The sequence below is a fragment of the Mesonia sediminis genome, assembly GCF_042684705.1.
Lineage (GTDB): Bacteria > Bacteroidota > Bacteroidia > Flavobacteriales > Flavobacteriaceae > Mesonia > Mesonia sediminis.
Window position 1 is genome coordinate 20,559 of sequence record NZ_JBHULZ010000040.1, and the last position, 22,869, is coordinate 43,427.

The window sequence follows — 22,869 nt, forward strand, 5'->3', positions numbered from 1 at the left end:
CAGATTAAGAAACCAAGATAGTACATTTGCGAGGAAATTCCGATTAGGAAATTCATTATCTTTCTTTTATTTGTTATCTACCTATTAATCATTGTTTTATAGGGTTTTTGGTATTCTTTTTTGTTGCCAAACTACCCTTTTTTGCTTATATTTGTTGCCGTATTGTTGCCCATATAACACTCTTAAAACGCATAGTATAACACAGTAAATATAAGGAAAATGAAAGTTACTTTACGCCAACGTAGAAAAGGGAAACGAATTAGTTTATATCTTGATTATTACGAAAACGGTAATCGTAAATACGAGTACTTGAAATTATATTTAACGCCAGAACCCGACAAAGGGTCCTTAACTAAAGCGCAGAAATTAGAAAACAAGAAAATCTTACAACTTGCTGAAAGCATCAGAGCCAAAAGACATTTAGAGGTACAGAATAATATTTATGGTTTTGAAAATAAAGAAAAGAAACAAGGCAATTTTTTCGTGTATTTAGAACAATGGATTGAAAGACGTTCAGAAAGTAAAGGTAATTTAGGTGTATGGAATAGTACTCTAAAACATTTAAAAGATTATCATCCTACGGGAATTTCTTTTGAAAGAATAGATGAAGAGTGGGTAGAAGGTTTTAAAGAGTATTTAGACAAAAAAGCACTTTCCAGAAGTAAAAGACCATTAAGCCAAAACACAAAATCAGCATATTTTAAAAAGCTTTTAGCTGTATTACGACAAGCTGTTAAAGAAAAAGTAATTCAATACAATCCTGCTATTTCAGTTGAAAATTTTAAAGAAGAAGATACACATATGGAATTTTTAACTTTAGAAGAAGTTAGAAAGCTTTTTAATACAGATAGCAGACATCCACAATTAAAAAATGCTTTTCTATTTTCCTGCCTTACAGGTTTACGTTGGTCAGATATTACAAAACTTCAATGGTCTGAAATCCAATATTCAGAAACCTATGGAAATTTTATTAGATTTAAGCAAAAGAAAACTAAAGGAGCTGAAACCTTACCAATTTCCGAACAAGCATTTGAATTGTTAGGAGAAAAAGGCGAATCGACTAAAAAAGTTTTCGAGAATATTAATAACGTTCAGAGAAATTATGACCTACTAAAAGAATGGGTTGGTGATGCAGAAATTAAGAAGAATATCACGTTCCATTGTGCGCGACATTCATTTGCAACATTACAACTGACTTTGGGTACTGATATATATACAGTATCAAAAATGTTAGGTCATAAGAATTTGAAAACAACTCAAATTTACGCTAAAGTAATTGATGACAAAAAGAAACAAGCAGCTTACAGAATAAACCTTAACCCAAATGGCTAAAGACTTATTTATCGACTTACTGTATGTGGAAAAGGTTACTGATGATAAAAGAACCGAAAACCAATTTAAAGAGCTTTTAAAAGGCTTTAAAAAGCAATACCTCAATACAACGCCTAAATATGAAATCGACTTCAAAAAGGCGTATTCTAACAAGCGTAAATACTATTTAAAATTAATAGAAAACGAGTACATCAAAAATTTTAATCAAATTAATGATGCACTTGATGCAAACTCAACAGCTGATCACTTGTCTTTTCTATATGATAATGCTCACCGTAAATTTTTAAATTATTTAACCCAGATTAAAAATTACATTTCAGATAATGTTATTGTTGAAAGTTTGTCTTTAAAGCCAATTCAAAATGATAAATCTGATGAAGCCTATATCATTTCATTTTTAAAAGCAAATGCGATGATGCTTTTTATGGAACTTCAAGAACGATTTTCAGAATTAAGTGATGCTGAAATTTATACAATAGAAGAACTGCACGAAGTATTTTTTAATGAAGAACCACCTCAAGAGTTAATTGTAAAATCCTATTCCGGTGCAGAAATAAAAACGGTCAGGAAACAAGTAAAACAAAGTTCAATTTTCAACGCTATACAAGGTGATTTTAGAAAGGAAAACAATGATGTCTTATCCTATAACGCACTTATTAATAAGATTAAACAAAGAGAATTTGCAAAATTAGAGGAGCTATTAAATGAAAAAGGCATTATAGATGATGAATATAACTTCATAAAGGATAGAGGTAATAAAATATTACTTGCAGCTTTTATGGTTAAGTTAACAGAAACTAAATATTTTAATGAAAGAATATTTTTTGACAGTAAACCATCTAAAAAAATAGAGCCTAAACACATTTATAAATTCTTTGCTTATAGGTATGGGCCAAGTAGTAATGCAGGTAAAGAATACCGTAGATTTTTAGGTACTGAAAAAAGAGCCTATCAAAAATTAGTTGAAGCCAATTTTTGGCTTGACCAAATCAAATAAAACTTCACCTTTTAAAAGTGGTATTTTCTCTACTTAATACCAAATAGATAATACCAAAAACAATATAACTTATTGTTTTACAATGGTTTAATAATACCATTTTTTCTCTTTTCTGTTATACCAAACACCTTTTTCAATATTTGTTATGTCCTTGACAATCAAGGATGACTTTTGCGCAGAAGTCCATTTTTAAATTAAAATTTATAATAAGATGGACGTTAAAATAATTGAACGTTTAGAACGCATCGAAAAGTTGTTAGTAGAACAACAAACGTTGCAAAAGCAAGTATTGAATTTCAATGAAACTTGCCAGTATTTAGAACTATCACAATCGCACTTGTATAAACTTACAAGTACGGGAGCCATTCCACACTATAAACCGAATGGTAAAAAAATCTATTTCCAACGTCAGGAGTTAGACCAATGGTTACTGCGTAACCGTATGGATTCCCAAGATGAAATCGAGCAACAGGCAGCTAATTATTTAATCAAAAAAGGAAGGATTTAGTTATGACTGAAATTATCGATTTACTCTTGGCACTCTCACAAGAGATTAAGGATTTAAAAGCACGTATCGAATTAATAAGAGCTACGAGAGCAGAACGCTTAAAAGATATGTGGATTGATAATCAGGATGTAATGCAAACGCTACATATTAGCCAACGCACATTGCAAACATTCCGTTCAAATGGCACGATTCCATATAGCAAGATACAAGGTAAATTTTATTACAAAGTATCTGATATAGAGGAACTATTACAGAGCAATTATTATAACCCAAATTTTAAATGCGATGGAAATAAGTAAAGAAAGTATCTTAAAGAAAACGCATTACGGGTTAAATATTTATGCTTATGTATTAAGGCAGTATTATCCTAAATCAACAGTCCTTTCCTTAAAAGGAAGGGACTGTGGGATAACCCGCAATCCTTTTAACGGTGGTAAATCAACATTACAAATTAATGTTGTTGAAAATAAAGCAATCCATTACGACACAGAATTAACCGATTTTAAAGGCGATGTATTCGATTTTGCATCCTATCATTTTAAAAGTATTAATGAAGAAGAATTGTTACTTAAAATTAATGAGGAACTGCATCTAAATTTTGAAGTTAAAAAAGAAGATGAATTATCCTGGTTAGATGCACCCGATGATACTTGGTATGCTTACAGCAGTTTTTATAGAGCACCAATTAGAAATGTGTTTCCAACAGAAAAAGTAAGATTACATCAAATATTTGAGCGTATTACAAGCAATAAGTATAAAAGTATCACAGAGCAATTTAGAGCGATTAAAGACCCTAAAGAAGCACGGAAATTTAAAGCAAATCATTTTGATTATGTAACATTTTCAGGCGTGTTTTCTAAACGAAATGATGATAGCTTAATAGAGCATTCATCACTATTAACAATCGATTTTGACCATTTACAAAATCTTGAAGAACTAAAACAACAATTATTAAACGATGAATATTTTGATACCGAATTGTTGTTTACATCACCTTCTGGTGAAGGCTTAAAATGGATAATTAGAATCGATATATCTAAAGTGCCACACAACGAATATTTTATTGCGGTGGCCAATTACATAAAACATACATATAACATAGAGGTTGACCAATCGGGTAAAGACATTTCCAGAGCGTGTTTTTTATCCCACGATCCATTGGCATACCTACATAAAAGACATCAAAAGCTATGACAAAAATATTCAACCCGAAAGATTGGTTAGCTGTTCCAGAGCAAAAAGAAGTACCTAAAAAACCAATCAACAACAAACCGACAACGGTTGTTGCAAATGATATTGAAACATATATCAACGCTTTAGAACAATCAGGTATCGATATTACTGATACTTATGAAAAGTGGCGTGATATTGGTTTTGCTATTTCAGAGGAATACGGTGAAGCTGGACGTGATTACTACCATAGAATTAGCAGAAATTATTCAGGTTACGACCATAAAGAATGCGACGAACAGTATAATAAATGCTTACAAGCAAAAGGACACGGTATAAGCATAGCAACCTTATACCACCATTTGCATCAAGTTGGTATTAAACCAAAACAGCAACAACAAGTTGTTGAAGTATCGCAACATCCAGAGGAAGAAAAACAACCATTGCCAACAATACCTACAACAGTTTACAACAACATCCCAACATTTTTGCAACAAGTAGTAAAACCATCAGACAGTAATGAAGAACGTGATATTTTGTTGTTGGGTGCATTAACAGCATTTAGTGCTTGTTTTCCTAAATTGTTTGGTGTGTACGACCAACGGAAAGTGTTTAGCAACTTGTATTTATTTGTTACTGCACCTGCTTCAGCAGGAAAAGGGAGATTAAACCAAATTAAAAATATGGTAAATCCTGTTCACAAAGAAAAGCGCGAACAATCCAAAACCCTAAAACAACAGCATCAAGTTGAAATGGCTACTTATAATATGAATAAGGGCAAAAGTGAAACTATGGAAAAACCGAGTAAACCACCTGAAAGAATGCTGTTTATTCCGGCTAACAATAGTGTAACAGGTGTTTATCAATTAATATCGGATAATGAAGGTAGAGGGTTAATTTTTGAAACCGAAGGAGATACTTTAGCACAAGCTTTTAAAAGTGATTACGGTAATTATTCCGATGGTTTTCGTAAAGCATTCCACCACGAAACCATTAGTTACTATCGTAGAACGGACAGAGAGTATGTAGATATTGAAAGACCTTGTTTGTCAACGGTGTTGTCTGGTACACCAAAGCAGATTCAGGCATTGGTTCCAAGTGCTGAAAATGGCTTGTTTAGTCGTTTTATGTTTTATTATATGAATATCAAACCTACTTGGAAGAACGTTTTTCAAACTGATACAACCAATGGTTTAGATGAATATTACGACCAATTAGGAAAAGAATTTTTTGGGTTATACAAAACCCTAAAAAACAATCCTGATATTGAAGTAAGGCTAACAACCGAGCAACAACAAAAGTTTAATGTGTTTTTTGAGAAGCTTCAAACCAAATACCTCAATCTTCAACCCGATGACTATATAGCAACTGTTAGACGTTTGGGGTTAATAGCATTTAGAATTATAATGTTGTTTTCTGTATTTCGCATTATGGAAGATGGTGATGTAAACCAAGTAAGATATTGTGAGGATATAGATTTTGAAAATACATTGGAAATGATAAGCGTATTAGTAAAGCACAGTAGTAAGGTGTTTAACGATTTACCTATCGAACAAAAAGAAGTAAAAAGAGCCAATCGTAAAGAACGTTTTTTAGAAGCACTACCTTATCAATTTTCAAGACAAGATTACCTAAATATAGCCGACAAAAACAAGATTCCTCATAAAACAGCAGAAGGCTATATTACTAAATTTGTTGATGCTGGTCTAATACATAGGGAAGCACATAACAATTATACAAATCCCACAAAAGCACAATAAGGATTTTAAGGAAATACAGGATTTAAGGAAACCTCTCTTTTTAGGGAGGTTTTTTTATTCATATCCTCAAATCCTTAACTTCCTCATTTCCTGTTTATAATTGTTAATATCTTTTTGTTAGTTCTTATTTTCTTTTTCTTACATTAGACAAATATTGACAAGTCAAAATATCCCCAAAATGACGTTTGGAGAATACATCAGAGAAATACGAGAAGAAAAGCAATTATTATTAAGAGAAGTTGCTTCTCAAATGAATATTGATACGGCACTTTTAAGTAAAATTGAACGTGGTACTCGTATGGCTCGTAAAGAGCAAGCTGAAGCATTAGCTAAAGCATTAAAACAAAATAAAAATGAATTGCTTCAATTCTGGATGGCAGATAAAATTGTCTTTATGTTAAAAGATGAAAAGAACAGTACGGAAATCCTCAAAATTGTAGAACAAAAAATTAATAGATTGAGCAAGAAGTAGAATTAATAAACCCAAGTATTATGAGTCAGGAACTTTATTTCAATATCATAACGTTTGATTTACCAGACAAACCAATAACTTTTTATTTAAGTAAAGAGAAAATTGGTAATGCTCAAAAGCTCTATAAAACAAAGTTTCCAACCAATATTGAAGAATTGTTTCCTGGTATAAAAGAAGAAAACCCTGATTTCATATACACATCGTTTATTTACGAAAAAGAAGGCTATCATCCCTTATCACTCAATCTAAAGGAACAACCAACCGACTTAATTAAACACTATTATAATTGGCGTATCAAAAAATTCTTTAATAGCATTAAAAAACTTGTTGGTCAAAACTTTGTGAATGATAATCAAATTTGGATAGGTAATAGATCATATCAAAATAAAAGTTTCGCGCAGTATTATAAGTTTACGGTCAAAGTACAAATTAAAGAAGTTAGTGAATATGGTGAGTTAGTTATTTCTTATGATGGTATGGCTAAAGTGTTTAAAAAACCTATTTCTGAAATTATAAAACATACCTCAACAACAAATCTTAATAAAGTTGTATATAAAATGAGGTTATTAAAATATCATAAGGAAAAGGAATTTATTGATGATAACACAAAGGCTTTTGCCATTTTGAATAACGATTTACGTAATGCGTTTAAAATTAAACCAGAACCCAAAGATGATTCCAATAAATATATTGGTTATAAACACAAAATTGATAAGTTTATTCAACATTTCATTTTAAGTGATGAATTTAAGAAAGTTATCCCTGTAAATAATGATGATTACCTGCCAGTAGAAATAAATCGCATTGGTGAAGTAACTGATGAAAGTAATGATTTATTGTTCCAAAATGGTGTTGGTAGAAATCCCAAAATAGATTTTAAGAACTTAAAACCTTTAAATCCTTGTCAGTTAGATAATGTGCATTTCTTCTTTATACATCATACAAGTTATGCTAAAGAAGTAGAAGCATTGCAAAAATTATTGGAAGATGGTACAAGTTGGTATAAAGGTTTAAATATTTATGCAGGTGTTTTAGCACATTTCGATAATAATGTCAATATAATATTTGATGATTTAGAAAATCCATTACCTCAAATTGCAAAGGGTATAAAAGATTTTAAATCAGACCCTAATATTAATTATGTTGCTATTTATTTAAGTCCTTTTAATAAGCACGAACCCAATCTTGAAAAAAAGTTAGTGTATTACAAGGTTAAAGAACAGCTTTTATATAAAAGAATTATATCTCAAGTAATAGAGTTTGATAGATTTAGAAGAAATCAACATAAGTTCATATACGATTTAACAAACATTTCATTAGCCTTATTAGCAAAATTAGATGGTACACCTTGGCAACTAAATGTCAAACCTAAAAATGAATTAGTTATTGGTGTGGGTGCATTTAAAAATACCGAAGAAAACATTCGATATGTAGCAAGTGCATTCAGTTTTAAAAATAATGGAAGGTTTAATGAATTTCATTATTTCAGTAAATCTGATGTTAAACAGTTAGGGGGTGCATTAAGTGATGCTATCTATCAATACGTACCAACAAACCAAATACCTGAAAAAATAGTTATTCACTTTTATAAGGATATGAAGGATGAAGAAATACAACCTGTTTTAGAAATGATGGATAAACTTCAATTGCCTTGTCCTCTTTTTGTTCTTAATATTAATAAAACTAAATCACAAGATATTATTGCTTTTGACCAAAATTGGAATGGTGAGTTAATTCCAATGAGTGGCACATATATAAATATTGGCCCTAAAGGAGAATATAAATATTTACTCTTTAATAATTTGAGGTATAACAATACTGTAAAATACCCAAGTCATTCAAGTTATTCATTTCCAATAAAACTTAAAATATCAAGTCCTACACCAGAGGCTTTAAATGATAGTAAAATGATTAGAAAGCTAATAGAGCAAGTGTATCAATTTAGTAGGCTATATTGGAAATCCTTACGTCAACAAAACGTACCAATAACAATTAAATATCCTGAAATGGTTGCAGAAATAGCACCTCGTTTTGAAAGCAAGGAAATACCACCTTTTGGTCAAGAAACCTTATGGTTTTTATAATCCGAAGCCTTTTTTCTTTGCACAACCTGTGCATCGATTAATTTGTATCTTTGTCAAAATTTATGAAAATATTCTTTTCCATATCAATGTCAATTTTATTCTTTTTTCAAGGGATAAGCATAGATATGGACTTTTGTGGACCAATTAAAGAAATTTCAAGCATTATTACCCATTATCAAGACCATAAAGTTTATGGAGACTCTTTCCTTGATTATGTAGTTGAAGATTACATTGACAGCGATGCAAAAAATGAAGAGCATCATCACAACCCAGATAAGGAGAATACACCAGTCCATTCCCATAATCAATGCTGTCACCCTTTAGTTTTAATTATTGCTAACAATAATTTGGCTTTAACCAATCGACTAAAGTTTGAAGAGAAAAAACAATATAATTTACATAAAGTAAACTTCACTTCCAGATATTTGGAATCACTTTTCCAACCCCCTAAAGTATAATTCAGTTTTTTTAGGATAGTTATATCCTACCGTGATGCTTTTCAAAGTAAGTATCGCATCATAAACGCATTGCATCTCTTTGCATTGCGATGTTTAAACTGAATTAATACTTTTTCTATGATTAACAAAATCATTTCATTTTCCATTAATAACAAGTTTATTATTGGGCTCTTTATAGTGGCACTTGTAGGTACGGGCATTTGGTCTATGGCCACTATAAATCTGGGTTCTGTACCCGATATTACCAACAACCAAGTACAGGTTATTACAGTTGCCCCAAATTTAGGTACTGAAGATATTGAGCAGTTTGTAACCTATCCGGTAGAATTGGCAATGGCAAATCTTCCTGATGTTATCGAACTGCGTTCGGTGTCTCGTTTTGGGTTGTCTGTAGTTACCATTGTTTTTAAGGACGAGGCAGGCACTTATCTTCCCCGGCAATTGGTGCAAGAGAAATTAACCGAAGTTGCTGGAGAAATTCCTGAAGGCTTTGGTACGCCATTTATGGCACCAATAACTACAGGTCTGGGCGAAATTTACCAATACACCCTAAAACTAAAAGAGGGCTACGAAGATAAATACGATGCAATGGAGCTTCGTACTATTCAAGATTGGATTGTAAAACGCCAAATGGCATTAGTTCCAGGAGTGGTCGAGGTCAATGCTTTTGGAGGGTATGTGAAACAATATGAAGTGGCCATAAATCCTGATAAATTAAAAAGTTTTGGCATTACAATGAATCAGGTTTTTGAAGCCCTGAAAGTGAACAATGCCAATACAGGTGGTGCTTATATCGAGAAAAACCACCAAGCAAATTTCATTCGCGGAGAAGGTTTGGCGCGTAGCATTGAAGATTTGGAAAACACCGTTGTAACCACACAAAACGGAAGCCCTGTTTTAGTGCGGGATGTCGCTGAAAAAGTGGGCTATGGGAATCAGGTGCGATATGGTGCGTTTACCCAAGATGGCCACGAATCTGTTGGTGGACAAATACTGATGCTGAAAGGCGAAAGTCCAAGTAACGTTATAGAAAATGTTGAAAAGCGCATTGTAGAAATCCAAAAATCCTTACCGGAAGGCGTTTATATTGATGCTTTTTTAAGTCGAAGTGAACTTATTGAGGCAACCACAAGTACCGTTAAAACAAATCTAATAGAAGGTGCCCTTATTGTCATATTTGTTTTGGTCTTGCTTTTAGGAAGCTTCCGTGGTGGCTTGATAGCAGCGTCGGTAATCCCTTTATGCCTATTATTTGCATTTATTTTGATGAAACAATTTGGCATTTGGGCAAATTTAATGTCCTTGGGTGCGATCGATTTTGGGATTATTGTAGATGGTGCGGTGATTATCGTGGAAGGAGCGGTTTTCCACATTCATCAACGGATGAAAAAATCCACAACCGCCATTAACCAAGCTGAAATGGATGAAATCGCCTATGACTCTTCAAGTAAAATGATGAATTCTGCCTTCTTCGGTCAACTAATTGTTCTTATAGTTTTTACACCTATTCTGTTTTTGACCGGTGTGGAAGGGAAAATGTTTCGACCAATGGCATTTACATTTGGTTTTGCCGTTTTAGGGGCAATTATTCTTTGCCTTACCTACGTACCAATGATGTCATCATTATTTTTAAAACCTGCTAAAAATCAAAATAGTTGGTTTGCCAAATTTGAAAACAAGATTGATAGGTTCAGTGATAAAATTATGGGGGTTCTGAATCGTATCTATCTGCCAATATTAAATTTTGCACTTCGCTTTAGGGCTGGTGTGGTTATAGGAGCGGTTTCATTGCTATTAATTGCAGGATTTGTATTTAGCAATATGGGAGCAGAATTTGTCCCGAAATTTGATGAAGGCGATATTGCCTTTCAAGCCTTGATAAAACCAGGGAGCAGTCTTACAGAATCTATTGAGGCTTCAAAAAAACTTCAGAATTTAATCAATGAATTTCCAGAAGTAAAAACGGTAGTTTCAAGGATTGGTGTGGCCGAAATACCAACAGACCCAATGCCTATGGATATTGCGGATAGTTATATTATTCTTGAAAAGGACAAGAGTAAATGGACATCCGCAGATAGTAAAGAAGAACTCATAGAAAAGATTCAAGAAAAAATTTCAGTAGTTCCCGGCGTAAATTTTGTGTTTACACAACCTGTTGAACTTCGATTTAATGAATTGCTGACTGGCGTTCGTGAGGACGTAGCCATCAAATTATATGGAGAAGATTTAAACGTGTTGGCAGATAAGGTTCAGGAAATTGCTGCGGTCATACGGAAAGTTCCGGGTGCTGCAGACCTTAACGTAGAGGCTACAAGTGGTTTGCCCCAAATGACCGTGGTGTATAACCGCGCAAAAATGGCTCAATACGGAGTAACCGTTGACAAGCTGAATGATTATGTGAGTGCATCGTTTTCAGGAGAAGCCGCAGGTGTGATTTTTGAAGGGGAAAAACGGTTCGATGTGGTCATTCGTTTGGCAGAGGAATATCGACAAGACATCAATAGCTTAAAAAACCTTTATATAGACCTGCCAAACGGTGCACAAGTACCATTAAAGGAGGTGGCAGATATCAGCTATAAACCCGGACCAATGCAGATTTCAAGAGACAATACCTCTCGTCGTACTTCCGTGGGCGTGAATGTTCGTGGGCGCGATGTAAAATCGATGGTCGAGGAAATTCAACAAAAATTGGAAACGGATGTTAAACTGCCACCAGGTTATTTTGTAACCTACGGCGGATCATTTGAAAACCTACAACGAGCATCAGACCGATTGATGATTGTAGTCCCAATCGTTCTATTAACAATATTTGTTCTGCTTTACTTTGCTTTGAATTCATTTTCACAAGCCTTGATGATCTATATGGCGGTACCTTTGGCAGCCATAGGTGGCGTTTTCGTTTTGTGGATTCGTGGAATGCCTTTCAGTATTTCGGCGGGAGTCGGGTTTATCGTACTCTTCGGAGTTGCCGTATTAAACGGCTTGATTCTTATAAACAAATTCAATGAACTAAAAGACAGTGGAATGACAGATATAAAAAAACGTATATACGAAGCTACGCACGAACGTTTACGTCCAATTTTATTGACAGCCATTACAACAATTATGGGCTTTATCCCAATGGCGGTTTCCACCTCTGGTGGTGCCGAAGTACAACGACCATTGGCAACAGTAGTGATTGGAGGAATGCTTACGGCAACCTTTCTGACCTTGGTGGTTATTCCTATTCTTTATTACTGGCTCGAATCGAGAAAAGAACGAAACAATAACGATGGAGCTATAAGCTATGTCAACAAATCAACTAACATTGTAACCGTATTATTGATGGTTGGCGGTTTGATGGCTTCTGGAACTGCTTTTGCCCAAGACACCAATGCAGATGGAACAATTCCAAAAACCTTGACCGTGGATGAGGCCATCGCTTTGGCAAAACAGAATTATCCTTCTCTTAAAGAAAGTCAAGCCTTTATAGAACGTGAACAGGCTATGAAAGGCACAAGTTTCGACTTGGGCAGTACGCAAGTTTTTACGGGAAAGGAAGAATATGGCAATAATCTTCCCGGAGTACAGACTACCATTGGTGTGCAACAGGGCAACATTGATTTGCTTTCAGGATTTTCAAAATCGAAGTTTTACAAAGAGCGTATTGCCTTGGGAGAAAAGTTTTATGTGGCCAATGAACAACAGTTGGTGCGCAATGTGATGCAAGCCTATGACCAAATTAATTATTACAAGGCACAGTTGCGTTTTGCAGAACAGCTGGATAGTGTTTATATTAATTTTAGGGAGGCTGCTGAATTGCGTTATGAAACAGGGGAAACCGGGAAATTGGAATTTATTGCAGCATCTTCGGAATATCAGCAAATACAAGTATTAAAACAACAAGCCTATGATGATATTGAAATTGCCAAACGTGCTTTAAAACAGTATTTGGGAACGGATGAAAGCATTGAAACGGTGAACGATTTTTACGAGCCATTGGATTTTATGGCAAATTTGGATTCTACCTCGGTAGCAAACAACCCAATATTGCAATATGCGTTGCAGAACGCCGAAGTAAGTAAAGCAAATGTGGGTGTTGAAAAATCGCAACTCCTACCGAAATTCAGTTTATCGTTTGGAAGGCAAGTAGTGGATGATGTTTCTGGATTCAATACCTATCAGGCAGGTATTAGTATTCCGTTATGGTTTTTTCCGCAGAAATCGAGGATAAAGGCAGCCAAGGCAGATGCAATGGTCGCAGAAAATCAATATTTGGAGCAAAAGGCAACCACCGAAAGTAGGGTGTCGCAATTGTTCAAATCCCTTGAAAAAACGCGGAAAATATTGCAGTATTATGAAGAAGGCGCATTGCTTTTGGCGGAAGAACAAATAACCACCGCAGAATTGGCATCCAAGGAAGGCGAAATAGATTATGTCAACTATATAACCATCCTTAACAGTGCCATCAGGATAAAGCAAACACATTTGGAATACATCAATCAATACAACCAACAATCTATTGAGGTACAATATCAGTTGGGTAATCTATAATATAATAAAGAAGAAAAATGAAGAATATACTATTAGTAAGTACCGTATTATTTACGCTTATGTTTATGAGTTGTAACGATGGCCAAAAATCTGAACTTGGGCATAACGAAGCTGAAGGCGTATCAAAAACCGAAGCAGGTGGCGAAGATGCACACGGCGAAGAAGGTCACGACGAAGAAGAAGGAGGCCATAGTGAGGAAGAAGGCGTTGTAGAACTTACAAAGCAACAGGCTGAAACCATCGGTTTGGAAATGAAACCTCTGGAGGAACGGAATTTAGGGAACAACATTAAGGTAACGGGTACGCTGGAACTTTACCCACAGGACAAGGCGAACATCAGTCCGTTTGTTGGTGGAAATGTGAGTTCCATAAAAGTTGTACCTGGAGATAACGTAAGCAAAGGACAGGTGCTTGCGTATATTGAGCATCCAGATATCATTGCAATTCAACAGGATTATCAGGAAAAAAATGATGAACTGGTCTTTTTGAAACAGGATTTTGAGCGTAAGCAGACTCTTTATGATAAAGGTGTTTCTTCTGGCAAGGAATTTCAGATGGCGCAGTCAAAATTTCGTTCCACAACATCCAGCGTCAATGGTTTGCGTTCCCAATTGAGACTGTTGGGCATCAACCCGGACAAGGTGGCTGAAGGCCAAATATATTCCGCAGTTCCCATTATCACGCCCATAAGTGGCTATGTGGATGAAGTAATGATTAGTCTGGGCGATTATGTGGCACAACAATCCAAAATGTTCTCAATAAGCGATAATTCAAAGATTTATGTCAACTTCAAAGTATATGAGAAGGACATAAAGCAAATCAAGAAAGGGCAACAGATATATTTTTCAACGGCTTCTCGTCCGGACGAACTGCTTAAGGCAACCGTTAGGTCTGTTGGCAAAACCTTCAATACTGACCCAAAAGCATTGGAAGTTTTGGCAGATATTGAGAACAAGGATAAAAACCTGTTGCCGGGTATGTACGTGGAAGGACGCATAGTGCAGGGCGAGAAAAAAGGTTTTGCAGTACCGGAAGCTGCCATTATAAAAGAAGGCGAGCAATCCTTTATTTTTATTTTGGATGAAGATGAAGCAATGGAAGCGAACAAAATGAAATTTAAAATGGTACCCGTAACGGTTGGACTAACTGATTTGGGCTTTGTTGAAGTCAATCTTCCTGCCGAAGTTTCAACGGATGCCAAAGTGGTCATCAAAGGAGCTTATAACCTGTCTTCTGAAATGGTTAAAGGCGAACTGGAACACGACCATTAATTCAAGAAAAACCAAAGGTTTTGATTCCGAGTTTGTTTATCGTCTTAATTAGTTTGTTAAAAATTAGAAAACAGGCTCGGTTCAAAATCGATTAAAAATTTAAAAAATTCATAATATGAAGGAAATAAAAGCATTTATAAAACCGAACCGAATCCAAAGAGTCATTGAAGCACTATCAGATAATGGATTTGAAAGTATGACCCTTTCACAAGCAGAAGGCACTGGCGCATTCAAATCAAAAGGTGCAAGACCGTCGTTGGATTTTCACGTAACAGATAGTCCAGTGGTTAAGTTGGAACTGGTCTGCCAAAATGAGGAAGCCCAAGCGGCCATTGAAACAATTATAGCCAACGCCAAAACCGACGGGCCTGGAGATGGTATTATATATATAGCAAATATTGAAGATGCCTTTCAGATTAAAACTGGAGATTCCTTAAAACGGTACGACCTATAAAACACTTTATCACAAATGGAAAAAATAGTCCAACTACTTGAAAGCAAAGGGATACGACCTACGGCTATGCGCCTTATGACTTATAAGCGTTTAGCAGAATTAGAGGTGGCCATCAGTCTTGGCGATTTGGAAAAGGATTTTAAGGTCAGTGAAAGAAGCACCCTATTTAGGACTATGAAAGCGTTTGAGGAAAAAGGTATTGTACATCAAATTGAGGATGGGACAGGTGTTATAAAATACGCCCTTTGCGAAGAAAATTGTGAGTGCGAGGTTGGCAACGACCTTCATTTACACTTTCATTGCAACAATTGTAATGAAACTGTCTGTTTAACAGAGTATAAAATCCCTCATATCAACTTACCTGATGGCTACATTACCGAGGATATCAACTTGGTGGTAAAGGGCATTTGTGAAAAATGCAGCGACAATCTGGATTAAACGTTTGGTTTTTAAATTCAATTATCATTTATAAATAGTGAGCAATGATAACAATCTATAAAAAAGAGGCTACTGTATATATGGTGGCAGAGAATAAGCTGGATGCCAAGGATTATGAAAACTTGATACCGGTCTTAACAGAACATATAACTGCATATCAGGAAGTTTCCTGGTACATTGAAATGCAAAATTTTGAAGGCTGGACGGTAAGTGCCTATTGGAAGGGCATTGAATTAAATCTTCCGAATGAAACACATTTAAAGCGTGTTGCTTTAGTGGGTAGCGTTATATGGCAGGAGCAATTTACCGAGGCATTGCTTCCTTTTTCAGAGGCACATATAAAATTTTATAAGCCAGAAGAAAAAGACGATGCCAAAGAATGGATTAAAAAAAATAGTAAAAAATGAAAAAACTACAAATAAAAATCCCGGTTATCCTACCGCAAGTTCCAAACGAAAAAGATAATTGTGTTGAAAGGCTTATTCAAGAACTACAGGCTAAAGAGGGTATTGAAAAAGTGCACGTTGCCGATACAAAAGAAGATGCCACGCCACAGCTCTGTTTTCATTATGACCCCGATATTATTTCCATAGACCGCATTCAATCTCTCGCAGAACGGACAGGTGCCGAGATTACCGAAAAATACGGGCATTTGCTCATTGAGGTTAAAGGAATCAGACATACAAGACAGGCACGTTCCATAGAGAAAAGCCTTTTGGCAATCAATGGGGTTTTGGAGGCTTCCGTTTCGGCCTCTGGAATGGTTCGCCTTGAGTTTGATAAAAAGCAAACAAATTTTGATGAAATAAGTAAACAGATTGAAAAGGAAAACCTTCAGGTTCAGCGGAGTTCTTCAAACGAAAATGATTACATCGAAGCATCCAAAAAAAAAGAGGTGCGTTCAAAGAAGGAAGATACTAAAGAGCAAACTTCCACAAAGGGCCACGAGCACAAGGAGGGCGAGACCCACGAGGAAGGAGAAGAGCACGCCCACGGTGGGGTTTTCGGTAAAAATACGGAACTTATTTTTTCCATTATCTGTGGGGCACTTCTCGGGATAGGTTTCGGGCTTTCTTATGTGGAATCCATCCCGGATTGGGTCAGTCTTACTTTGTACATTGGCGCGTACTTTTTCGGTGGTTTCTTTACGGCCAAGGAAGCGGTTCAAACTGTGGCCAAGGGTGGTTTTGAAATTGATTTTTTAATGCTGGTCGCTGCCATTGGTGCCGCCATTCTGGGAGAATGGGCAGAAGGTGCACTGTTGTTGTTTTTATTTAGCCTTGGGCACGCCTTGGAACATTACGCAATGAACAAAGCAAGAAAAAGCATTGCTGCGCTTGCAGACCTTGCACCAAAAACAGCATTGCTTAAAAAAGATGGCAAGACCGAAGAAGTTGGAATTGAGCAATTGAGTATTGGCGATATTATAGTGGTCAAGCCCAATAGTAAAATATCCGCAGATGGCGTCGTGGTCAACGGAAAAAGCAGTGTAAACCAGGCCCCTATTACTGGGGAAAGTGTACCCGTGGATAAACTTCCCGTGGAAGATACAGGCAGGGACTATTCGGCAGACGATGATATTAAGGATGAAAATCGGGTATTTGCCGGAACTATCAACGGTAATAACACGCTGGAAATAAAGGTAATCAAAGAAGCCAAAGACTCTACCCTGTCCCGACTGGTCAAATTGGTCAACGAGGCACAGACCCAGAAGTCCCCCACGCAACTGCTGACCGATAAGTTCGAAAAATACTTTGTGCCATCCGTACTGATACTGGTTGGTATCCTACTCTTTGCTTTTCTGGTCATTGACGAACCGTTTAGTGCCAGCTTTTATCGTGCAATGGCGGTATTGGTAGCTGCAAGTCCCTGTGCACTGGCCATTTCAACACCAAGTGCCGTATTGAGCGGTGTGGCAAGGGCAGCACGTGGCGGCGTGCTCATCAAAGGTGGGCGACCACTTGAGGATTTAGGGGTCATAACCGCTTTGGCTTTTGATAAAACAGGCACGCTTACCGAAGGCAAGCCCAAACTTACCGAAGTAGTACCATTGGGGGATATTGAAGAAAATGAACTGTTAAAGATAGCCGTTGCCGTTGAAAACTTGAGCGACCACCCTTTGGCCAAAGCCGTCGTAAGGGATGGGAAAGAGCGTCTGAAAGGTACTGATATTATCGATGCGTCAGATTTGGAAGCAGTTCTCGGAAAAGGTATCAAGGCTTCTTTGGGCAAGGATAAAATCTATATTGGAAACCTTGACTTGTACGAAGACCTCGATGAAGCAAAACCATCCGAAGATATATCGAATAAAGTAAAAGAACTTGAAGGTGGTGGAAATACTACGATGCTCATAAGAAGGAACAAAGAATATATAGGTATCATCGCCCTGATGGACACCCCACGGGAAGCGGCCAAGGAAACACTGAAAAAATTAAAGGAAATCGGTATCAAGCGGATGATAATGCTAACCGGGGATAATCAAAAGGTTGCCGATGCCGTTGCTAAAGAAATTGGGTTGACCGATGCCTGGGGAAGCCTGTTGCCAGAGGAAAAGGTAGATGCCATTAAAAAATTAAAAGAACAGGAATCCAAAGTCGCAATGGTAGGCGACGGTGTGAACGATGCCCCTGCAATGGCAAACAGCACAGTAGGTATCGCAATGGGTGCAGCGGGCAGTGATGTGGCCTTGGAAACTGCAGACATTGCCCTAATGGCCGATAAATTGGAAACCCTGCCCTTTGCCATAGGCTTGAGCAGGAAGGCAAAGGCAATTATCAAGCAAAACCTTTGGGTAAGCCTCGGTATTGTGGCATTGCTTATCCCATCGACCATTATGGGTTGGGCCAATATCGGTATTGCAGTGGTCATCCACGAAGGCTCAACATTACTTGTGGTTTTTAATGCGTTAAGGCTTTTGGCTTATAAGAAATAGCATCAAATATATGTTTTGAAAAAAGGGTTTGCTTTTGAATTAATATTGCAATGACTAAAACGGAAAAGATACTATTAAATCACGGTATTCGACCTACTCAAATGAGGTTGAAGATATACAAGTTCCTGAAAAGGAAGCAAAGTGCCGTGTCCTTTTCCGATTTGAAAAAGGCTTTTGTTCAAAAGAGCGAAACCAATAAAACAGCAAACAGAACGACATTTTATCGAAATCTCAAGATTTTCGAGGATAAAGGGCTGATTCATCAGATTAATGATGGGGTCGGAGTGGCAAAATATGCTATTTCTGATGAAAACGCCAAAGATAAATACGGTATAGATTTACATCTGCATTTTCATTGTACCGATTGCAGAAGAACAATCTGTTTACCGAATAAGATATCGAAAGAAAGCTTGCCAGACGATTATGAAGTGAGAAATGTGAACCTGATATTAAAGGGAATATGCGAAAAATGCAGCAGTAATTTACTTTAATAAACAAACGAACAAATTAGATTGATTTTGAAAAAAAGCACTTTTATAATAACTAAAATGGACTGCCCTTCAGAAGAGCAGATGATTCGGATGAAGTTAGAGTCTTATGCTCAAGTAAAACACTTGGATTTTGATATTCCAAACAGAAAATTGGAAGTATATCACGTGGACGACGTCAAGGCGATAAAAACGTCTATAGCCAGCTTAAAACTTGGGGATTCCTTAGAAGGAACCACAGAAGCCGAACCACCCGTAATGGAAGACCAATCCAAACAAAAAAGAATCCTATGGTGGGTCTTGGGCATCAACTTTGGCTTTTTCGTTATCGAAATGACCACCGGTTGGATTTCTTCTTCGATGGGTCTTGTGGCAGACTCATTAGATATGCTGGCAGATTCCATCGTATATGCATTAAGCCTATTTGCGGTAGGCGGTGCCATTTCAAGAAAAAAGAAGGTTGCGAAATACAGCGGATACTTTCAGATGGCATTGGCAACACTTGGGTTTGCAGAGGTCTTGAGAAGGTTTTTTAGCAATACCGAAACACCCTTGTTTCAATGGATGATTATCGTTTCAATTTTCGCATTGGCAGGTAATTTGATATCGCTCTGGCTCATCAACAAGGCAAAGAGTCAAGAGGCTCATATGCAGGCAAGTGCCATTTTTACATCCAATGATATTATTGTTAATGGTGGTGTTATAGTAGCTGGGGTGCTGGTTTATTTTCTGAATAGTAAATGGCCCGATTTAGTGATTGGCGGCATCGTTTTCACTTTTGTAATGCGCGGTGCATTGAGAATATTGAAATTATCGAAGTAGTTTTTAAAATGATATCAAACTTGATTTGAACATATGAAAAAGAAAAAAATAAACTTACGTGACTTAGAACCAAAAAAACAACAAGGCGAGCACAGTCACGACGATGGCCATAACCACGGTAATGGTAGTGCATTCAAAACCTATGTACCTGCAATCATAAGTTTTACAATGCTTATCATTGGTATAGGTTTAGATTATTTTGATGTTTCCTTCTTTAAGGATTGGATTCGTATTGCTTGGTATGGTATTGCATATCTTCCTGTAGGGTTTCCTGTTGTAAAAGAGGGTTGGATTAGTATTAAAAAAGGTGATGTTTTTACAGAGTTCTTTTTAATGTCTATAGCAACTATTGGGGCATTTATAATAGGTGAATATCCCGAAGGCGTTGCGGTTATGCTATTTTATGCAGTAGGCGAATTATTTCAAAGTGCTGCTGTAAATCGTGCAAAAGGAAATATAAAAGCATTATTAGATGTTAGACCTAAAGAAGCCAATGTATTTCGTGAGGGAGATTATAAAAGTGTTTCGCCTGAAGTTGTCAATATTGGAGAGAAAATTCAAATTCGTGTAGGTGAAAAAATTCCATTGGATGGCATTTTATTATCCGAAAAAGCATCTTTAAATACAGCTGCGTTAACAGGAGAAAGCAAACCAGATTCCATTCAAAAAGAAGCAAAGGTTTACGCAGGTAGTATTAATTTGGAAAGCGTTATTGAAGTTGAGGTAACCAATAAGTTTGAAGACAGTTCTATTGCGAGAATATTAGACTTGGTTCAAAATGCAACAGCACGTAAATCTAAAACAGAATTATTCATCAGACAGTTTGCTCGTATCTACACACCAATTGTAGTGTTCTTGGCTATTGGTGTTACTTTTATACCTTACTTTTTTGTAGATGATTATGTGTTTAGAGATTGGTTATACAGAGCATTAATTTTCTTGGTAATATCTTGTCCTTGTGCGTTAGTGATTTCAATTCCATTAGGATATTTCGGTGGATTGGGAGCAGCTTCAAAAAATGGAATATTATTTAAAGGTGCTTCATTTTTAGATGCAATGACCAAGATAAATACTTTGGTAATGGACAAAACAGGAACCGTAACTAAAGGTGTTTTTAAAATCAAAGAAGTAAAAGCAATTGATTGGAAAGAAACCGAATTTATGCAATATTTAATGGCGATGGAAGAACAATCCACGCATCCAATTGCTAAAGCAATTTTAGAGTATAAATCAGAAGGAGAAGATTTTGAAGCTCAAGACGTTTCTGAAATTGCAGGTAAAGGATTAAAAGGAATTGTAAATAGTAAAACAGTTTTAGTAGGTAATAAAGCATTAATGATTGCTAATAATATAGAAGTCCCAGCGGAAACGGAAAATATTGTAGAATCTATTGTATTAGTTGCAATAGATAACAAGTTTGCTGGTTATGTGGTAATAGCAGACGAATTAAAAGAAGATGCCAAAGAAACAATTGTCAAATTACAAAAAGTTGGTATCAAAAATATTATGATGCTTTCCGGTGACAAAGATTCCATTACTCAACAAGTCGCTAAAGAGTTGAACATCGAAAATGCAAAAGGTGATTTACTTCCAGAAGATAAGTTAAACGAAGTTGAAATATTAAAAAAGAATCCTGAAAATAAAGTAGCATTTATAGGGGATGGTATAAACGATGCGCCTGTTTTAGCAGCAAGTAACGTTGGAATTGCAATGGGTGGTTTGGGTAGTGATGTAGCTATTGAAACAGCAGACGTTATCATTCAAACCGACCAACCTTCAAAAGTAGTTAGAGCCATTAAAATAAGTCGTTCCACACGAAAAATTGTTTGGCAGAATATCATTTTAGCTTTTGGTGTTAAAGTCATTGTCTTAATTTTAGGAGCAGGTGGTTTAGCTACAATGTGGGAAGCAGTTTTTGCAGATGTAGGAGTAGCATTATTAGCAATTTTAAATGCAGTTAGATTACAACGAATGAGTTGGTAATTGTCCCCACAAAACAAAACCCAGTTTTTTCGTACCTCAAAATCCTCTGTCTTTTGTTTTGTTCCGCTATCCACCGCACTTGTAGTTTTTGGTTGCCAACCCTCACACAGCACATTGCTTATTTTATTTGCGGGTATATTTTAAAAAGTGGTACAATAAAAAAGCAAAGAGCTGTTCCCAACGCGCACACCAAAAACCACCCCAAGCTATGTTTACATAACGGGTAGTTATAATAGCAGCCGCTACACCCACCGCATCACCAAAGCTGTAGTTATAACGCCATTATGTAAAATAGCCGCTTTTCCCACGCTCACACCCGAACTTTTAATAAAAATCCGAACTAAACTGAAACAATAGCCATATGAAAATTTAGCTTAAAATGATGCATATTCGTTACCTTATTCAAGCTGCACAAAACCATCGTTAAGTCCAAGTATTCCTTACCTCAAGTCTTTGTTTGTTTCATTTCGTTAACAAATATAAAAGACCACTTTTCCCCACCACCCAAGTCAGCGGTTATAAAAAAATAGGTTTAGAATATGTAGTAATAAGCCATAGCATATTGCTTTTTCTCGTACCTCAAAAAAACAAAAAGCTATTGCCTATAAATCCTGTATAAGTAGCTTGTTTAAATGCTGTTTTATCAAACAAATATTTAAAACGCTACCCATACAACCGCTTCATCCAATGCTCAAATACGTATTGTAACCTATTTTTTTAAGAGTTTATGCCCCAAAAAGTGGAAATCAATTAACTAAAAAGAAAACAAGATGATTACAAAAACAATCCAAATCACAGAGGTTACAATAGATGAATTAGCAGATGCGGTAGCAGATAAACTAATGTTTAAAATTGAAAACTACCTTAAAGAATTATCTAAAAAACAAAATGATGAAATCCTAACAAGACAAGAAGTATCCGATTATTTAAAGATAAGTTTAGTAACAATACATTCCTGGAATAAACACGGCATTTTAAATCCAATTCGTATGGGCAACAGAATTTTTTATAAAAAAGAAGACATATTAGATGTTTTAGAACAACAAAAAATACATAAAAAAAGGTAGCAAATATATGTGGCTACCACAGCCAACGCGCAAGGCTATAAAGGTCACGCCCTACGGGTTTTGAAAAAAATCTCCACCCCAATATTATTTAAAAAAGAGG

The 22,869-nt window shown here is 36.0% G+C and carries 19 protein-coding genes; all 19 read left to right on the forward strand.

What is annotated here, in order from left to right; translation table 11 throughout:
• Positions 1-219 precede the first annotated feature (219 nt).
• The 19 genes from ACFSQ0_RS07435 (at position 220) to ACFSQ0_RS07525 (ending at position 22,769) form a co-directional block, all read left to right on the forward strand.
• Positions 220-1,332, forward strand: coding sequence for a site-specific integrase (locus tag ACFSQ0_RS07435; RefSeq protein ID WP_111126203.1), 1,113 nt, complete (start codon positions 220-222; stop codon positions 1,330-1,332).
• Positions 1,325-2,329, forward strand: coding sequence for a DUF6617 family protein (locus ACFSQ0_RS07440; RefSeq protein WP_111126202.1), 1,005 nt, complete (start codon positions 1,325-1,327; stop codon positions 2,327-2,329). Before ACFSQ0_RS07435 ends, ACFSQ0_RS07440 begins: the two co-directional genes overlap by 8 nt.
• A 211-nt stretch (positions 2,330-2,540) precedes the next feature.
• Positions 2,541-2,837: a helix-turn-helix domain-containing protein gene (locus tag ACFSQ0_RS07445; protein WP_093026613.1), complete on the forward strand. Its 297-nt coding sequence runs from the start codon at positions 2,541-2,543 to the stop codon at positions 2,835-2,837.
• 2 nt (positions 2,838-2,839) lie between these two features.
• Complete coding sequence (locus tag ACFSQ0_RS07450) at positions 2,840-3,136, forward strand: helix-turn-helix domain-containing protein (RefSeq protein WP_093026612.1); 297 nt, start codon at positions 2,840-2,842, stop codon at positions 3,134-3,136.
• Complete coding sequence (locus tag ACFSQ0_RS07455; protein ID WP_379046392.1) at positions 3,123-4,031, forward strand: BT4734/BF3469 family protein; 909 nt, start codon at positions 3,123-3,125, stop codon at positions 4,029-4,031. The genes ACFSQ0_RS07450 and ACFSQ0_RS07455 overlap by 14 nt, the downstream gene beginning before the upstream one ends.
• Positions 4,028-5,767 carry a DUF3987 domain-containing protein gene (locus ACFSQ0_RS07460; protein WP_379046395.1) on the forward strand — a complete coding sequence of 580 codons (1,740 nt, stop codon included), beginning with the start codon at positions 4,028-4,030 and terminating at the stop codon, positions 5,765-5,767. Before ACFSQ0_RS07455 ends, ACFSQ0_RS07460 begins: the two co-directional genes overlap by 4 nt.
• 178 nt (positions 5,768-5,945) lie before the next feature.
• Positions 5,946-6,239, forward strand: coding sequence for a helix-turn-helix domain-containing protein (locus ACFSQ0_RS07465; protein ID WP_379046398.1), 294 nt, complete (start codon positions 5,946-5,948; stop codon positions 6,237-6,239).
• Positions 6,240-6,259: 20 nt separating this feature from the next.
• A complete protein-coding gene (locus ACFSQ0_RS07470; protein WP_379046401.1) occupies positions 6,260-8,323 on the forward strand; it encodes a Piwi domain-containing protein in 2,064 nt (687 codons plus the stop codon).
• Between the two features lie 125 nt (positions 8,324-8,448).
• Positions 8,449-8,781 (forward strand): hypothetical protein, encoded by a 333-nt coding sequence (locus ACFSQ0_RS07475; RefSeq protein ID WP_379046404.1) that lies wholly within the window; start codon positions 8,449-8,451, stop codon positions 8,779-8,781.
• A 117-nt stretch (positions 8,782-8,898) separates the two neighbouring features.
• A complete protein-coding gene (locus ACFSQ0_RS07480; RefSeq protein WP_379046407.1) occupies positions 8,899-13,314 on the forward strand; it encodes a CusA/CzcA family heavy metal efflux RND transporter in 4,416 nt (1,471 codons plus the stop codon).
• A gap of 17 nt (positions 13,315-13,331) precedes the next feature.
• Positions 13,332-14,585: an efflux RND transporter periplasmic adaptor subunit gene (locus ACFSQ0_RS07485; RefSeq protein ID WP_110473894.1), complete on the forward strand. Its 1,254-nt coding sequence runs from the start codon at positions 13,332-13,334 to the stop codon at positions 14,583-14,585.
• A 115-nt stretch (positions 14,586-14,700) separates the two neighbouring features.
• A complete protein-coding gene (locus ACFSQ0_RS07490; protein ID WP_045079539.1) occupies positions 14,701-15,039 on the forward strand; it encodes a P-II family nitrogen regulator in 339 nt (112 codons plus the stop codon).
• A gap of 15 nt (positions 15,040-15,054) precedes the next feature.
• The gene (locus ACFSQ0_RS07495) at positions 15,055-15,477 is read left to right on the forward strand and encodes a Fur family transcriptional regulator (RefSeq protein ID WP_379046412.1); all 423 of its coding nucleotides are present in this window, start codon (positions 15,055-15,057) and stop codon (positions 15,475-15,477) included.
• Between the two features lie 44 nt (positions 15,478-15,521).
• A complete protein-coding gene (locus ACFSQ0_RS07500; RefSeq protein ID WP_379046415.1) occupies positions 15,522-15,884 on the forward strand; it encodes a SpoIIAA family protein in 363 nt (120 codons plus the stop codon).
• Positions 15,881-18,409 carry a heavy metal translocating P-type ATPase gene (locus tag ACFSQ0_RS07505; RefSeq protein ID WP_379046418.1) on the forward strand — a complete coding sequence of 843 codons (2,529 nt, stop codon included), beginning with the start codon at positions 15,881-15,883 and terminating at the stop codon, positions 18,407-18,409. Before ACFSQ0_RS07500 ends, ACFSQ0_RS07505 begins: the two co-directional genes overlap by 4 nt.
• A gap of 50 nt (positions 18,410-18,459) precedes the next feature.
• Positions 18,460-18,900, forward strand: coding sequence for a Fur family transcriptional regulator (locus ACFSQ0_RS07510; protein WP_379046421.1), 441 nt, complete (start codon positions 18,460-18,462; stop codon positions 18,898-18,900).
• A 27-nt stretch (positions 18,901-18,927) separates the two neighbouring features.
• Positions 18,928-19,719 (forward strand): cation transporter, encoded by a 792-nt coding sequence (locus tag ACFSQ0_RS07515; protein WP_181898143.1) that lies wholly within the window; start codon positions 18,928-18,930, stop codon positions 19,717-19,719.
• Between the two features lie 33 nt (positions 19,720-19,752).
• Positions 19,753-21,702, forward strand: coding sequence for a heavy metal translocating P-type ATPase (locus ACFSQ0_RS07520; protein ID WP_379046425.1), 1,950 nt, complete (start codon positions 19,753-19,755; stop codon positions 21,700-21,702).
• A 770-nt stretch (positions 21,703-22,472) separates the two neighbouring features.
• A complete protein-coding gene (locus ACFSQ0_RS07525; protein ID WP_223077120.1) occupies positions 22,473-22,769 on the forward strand; it encodes a helix-turn-helix domain-containing protein in 297 nt (98 codons plus the stop codon).
• Positions 22,770-22,869: the final 100 nt, after the last annotated feature.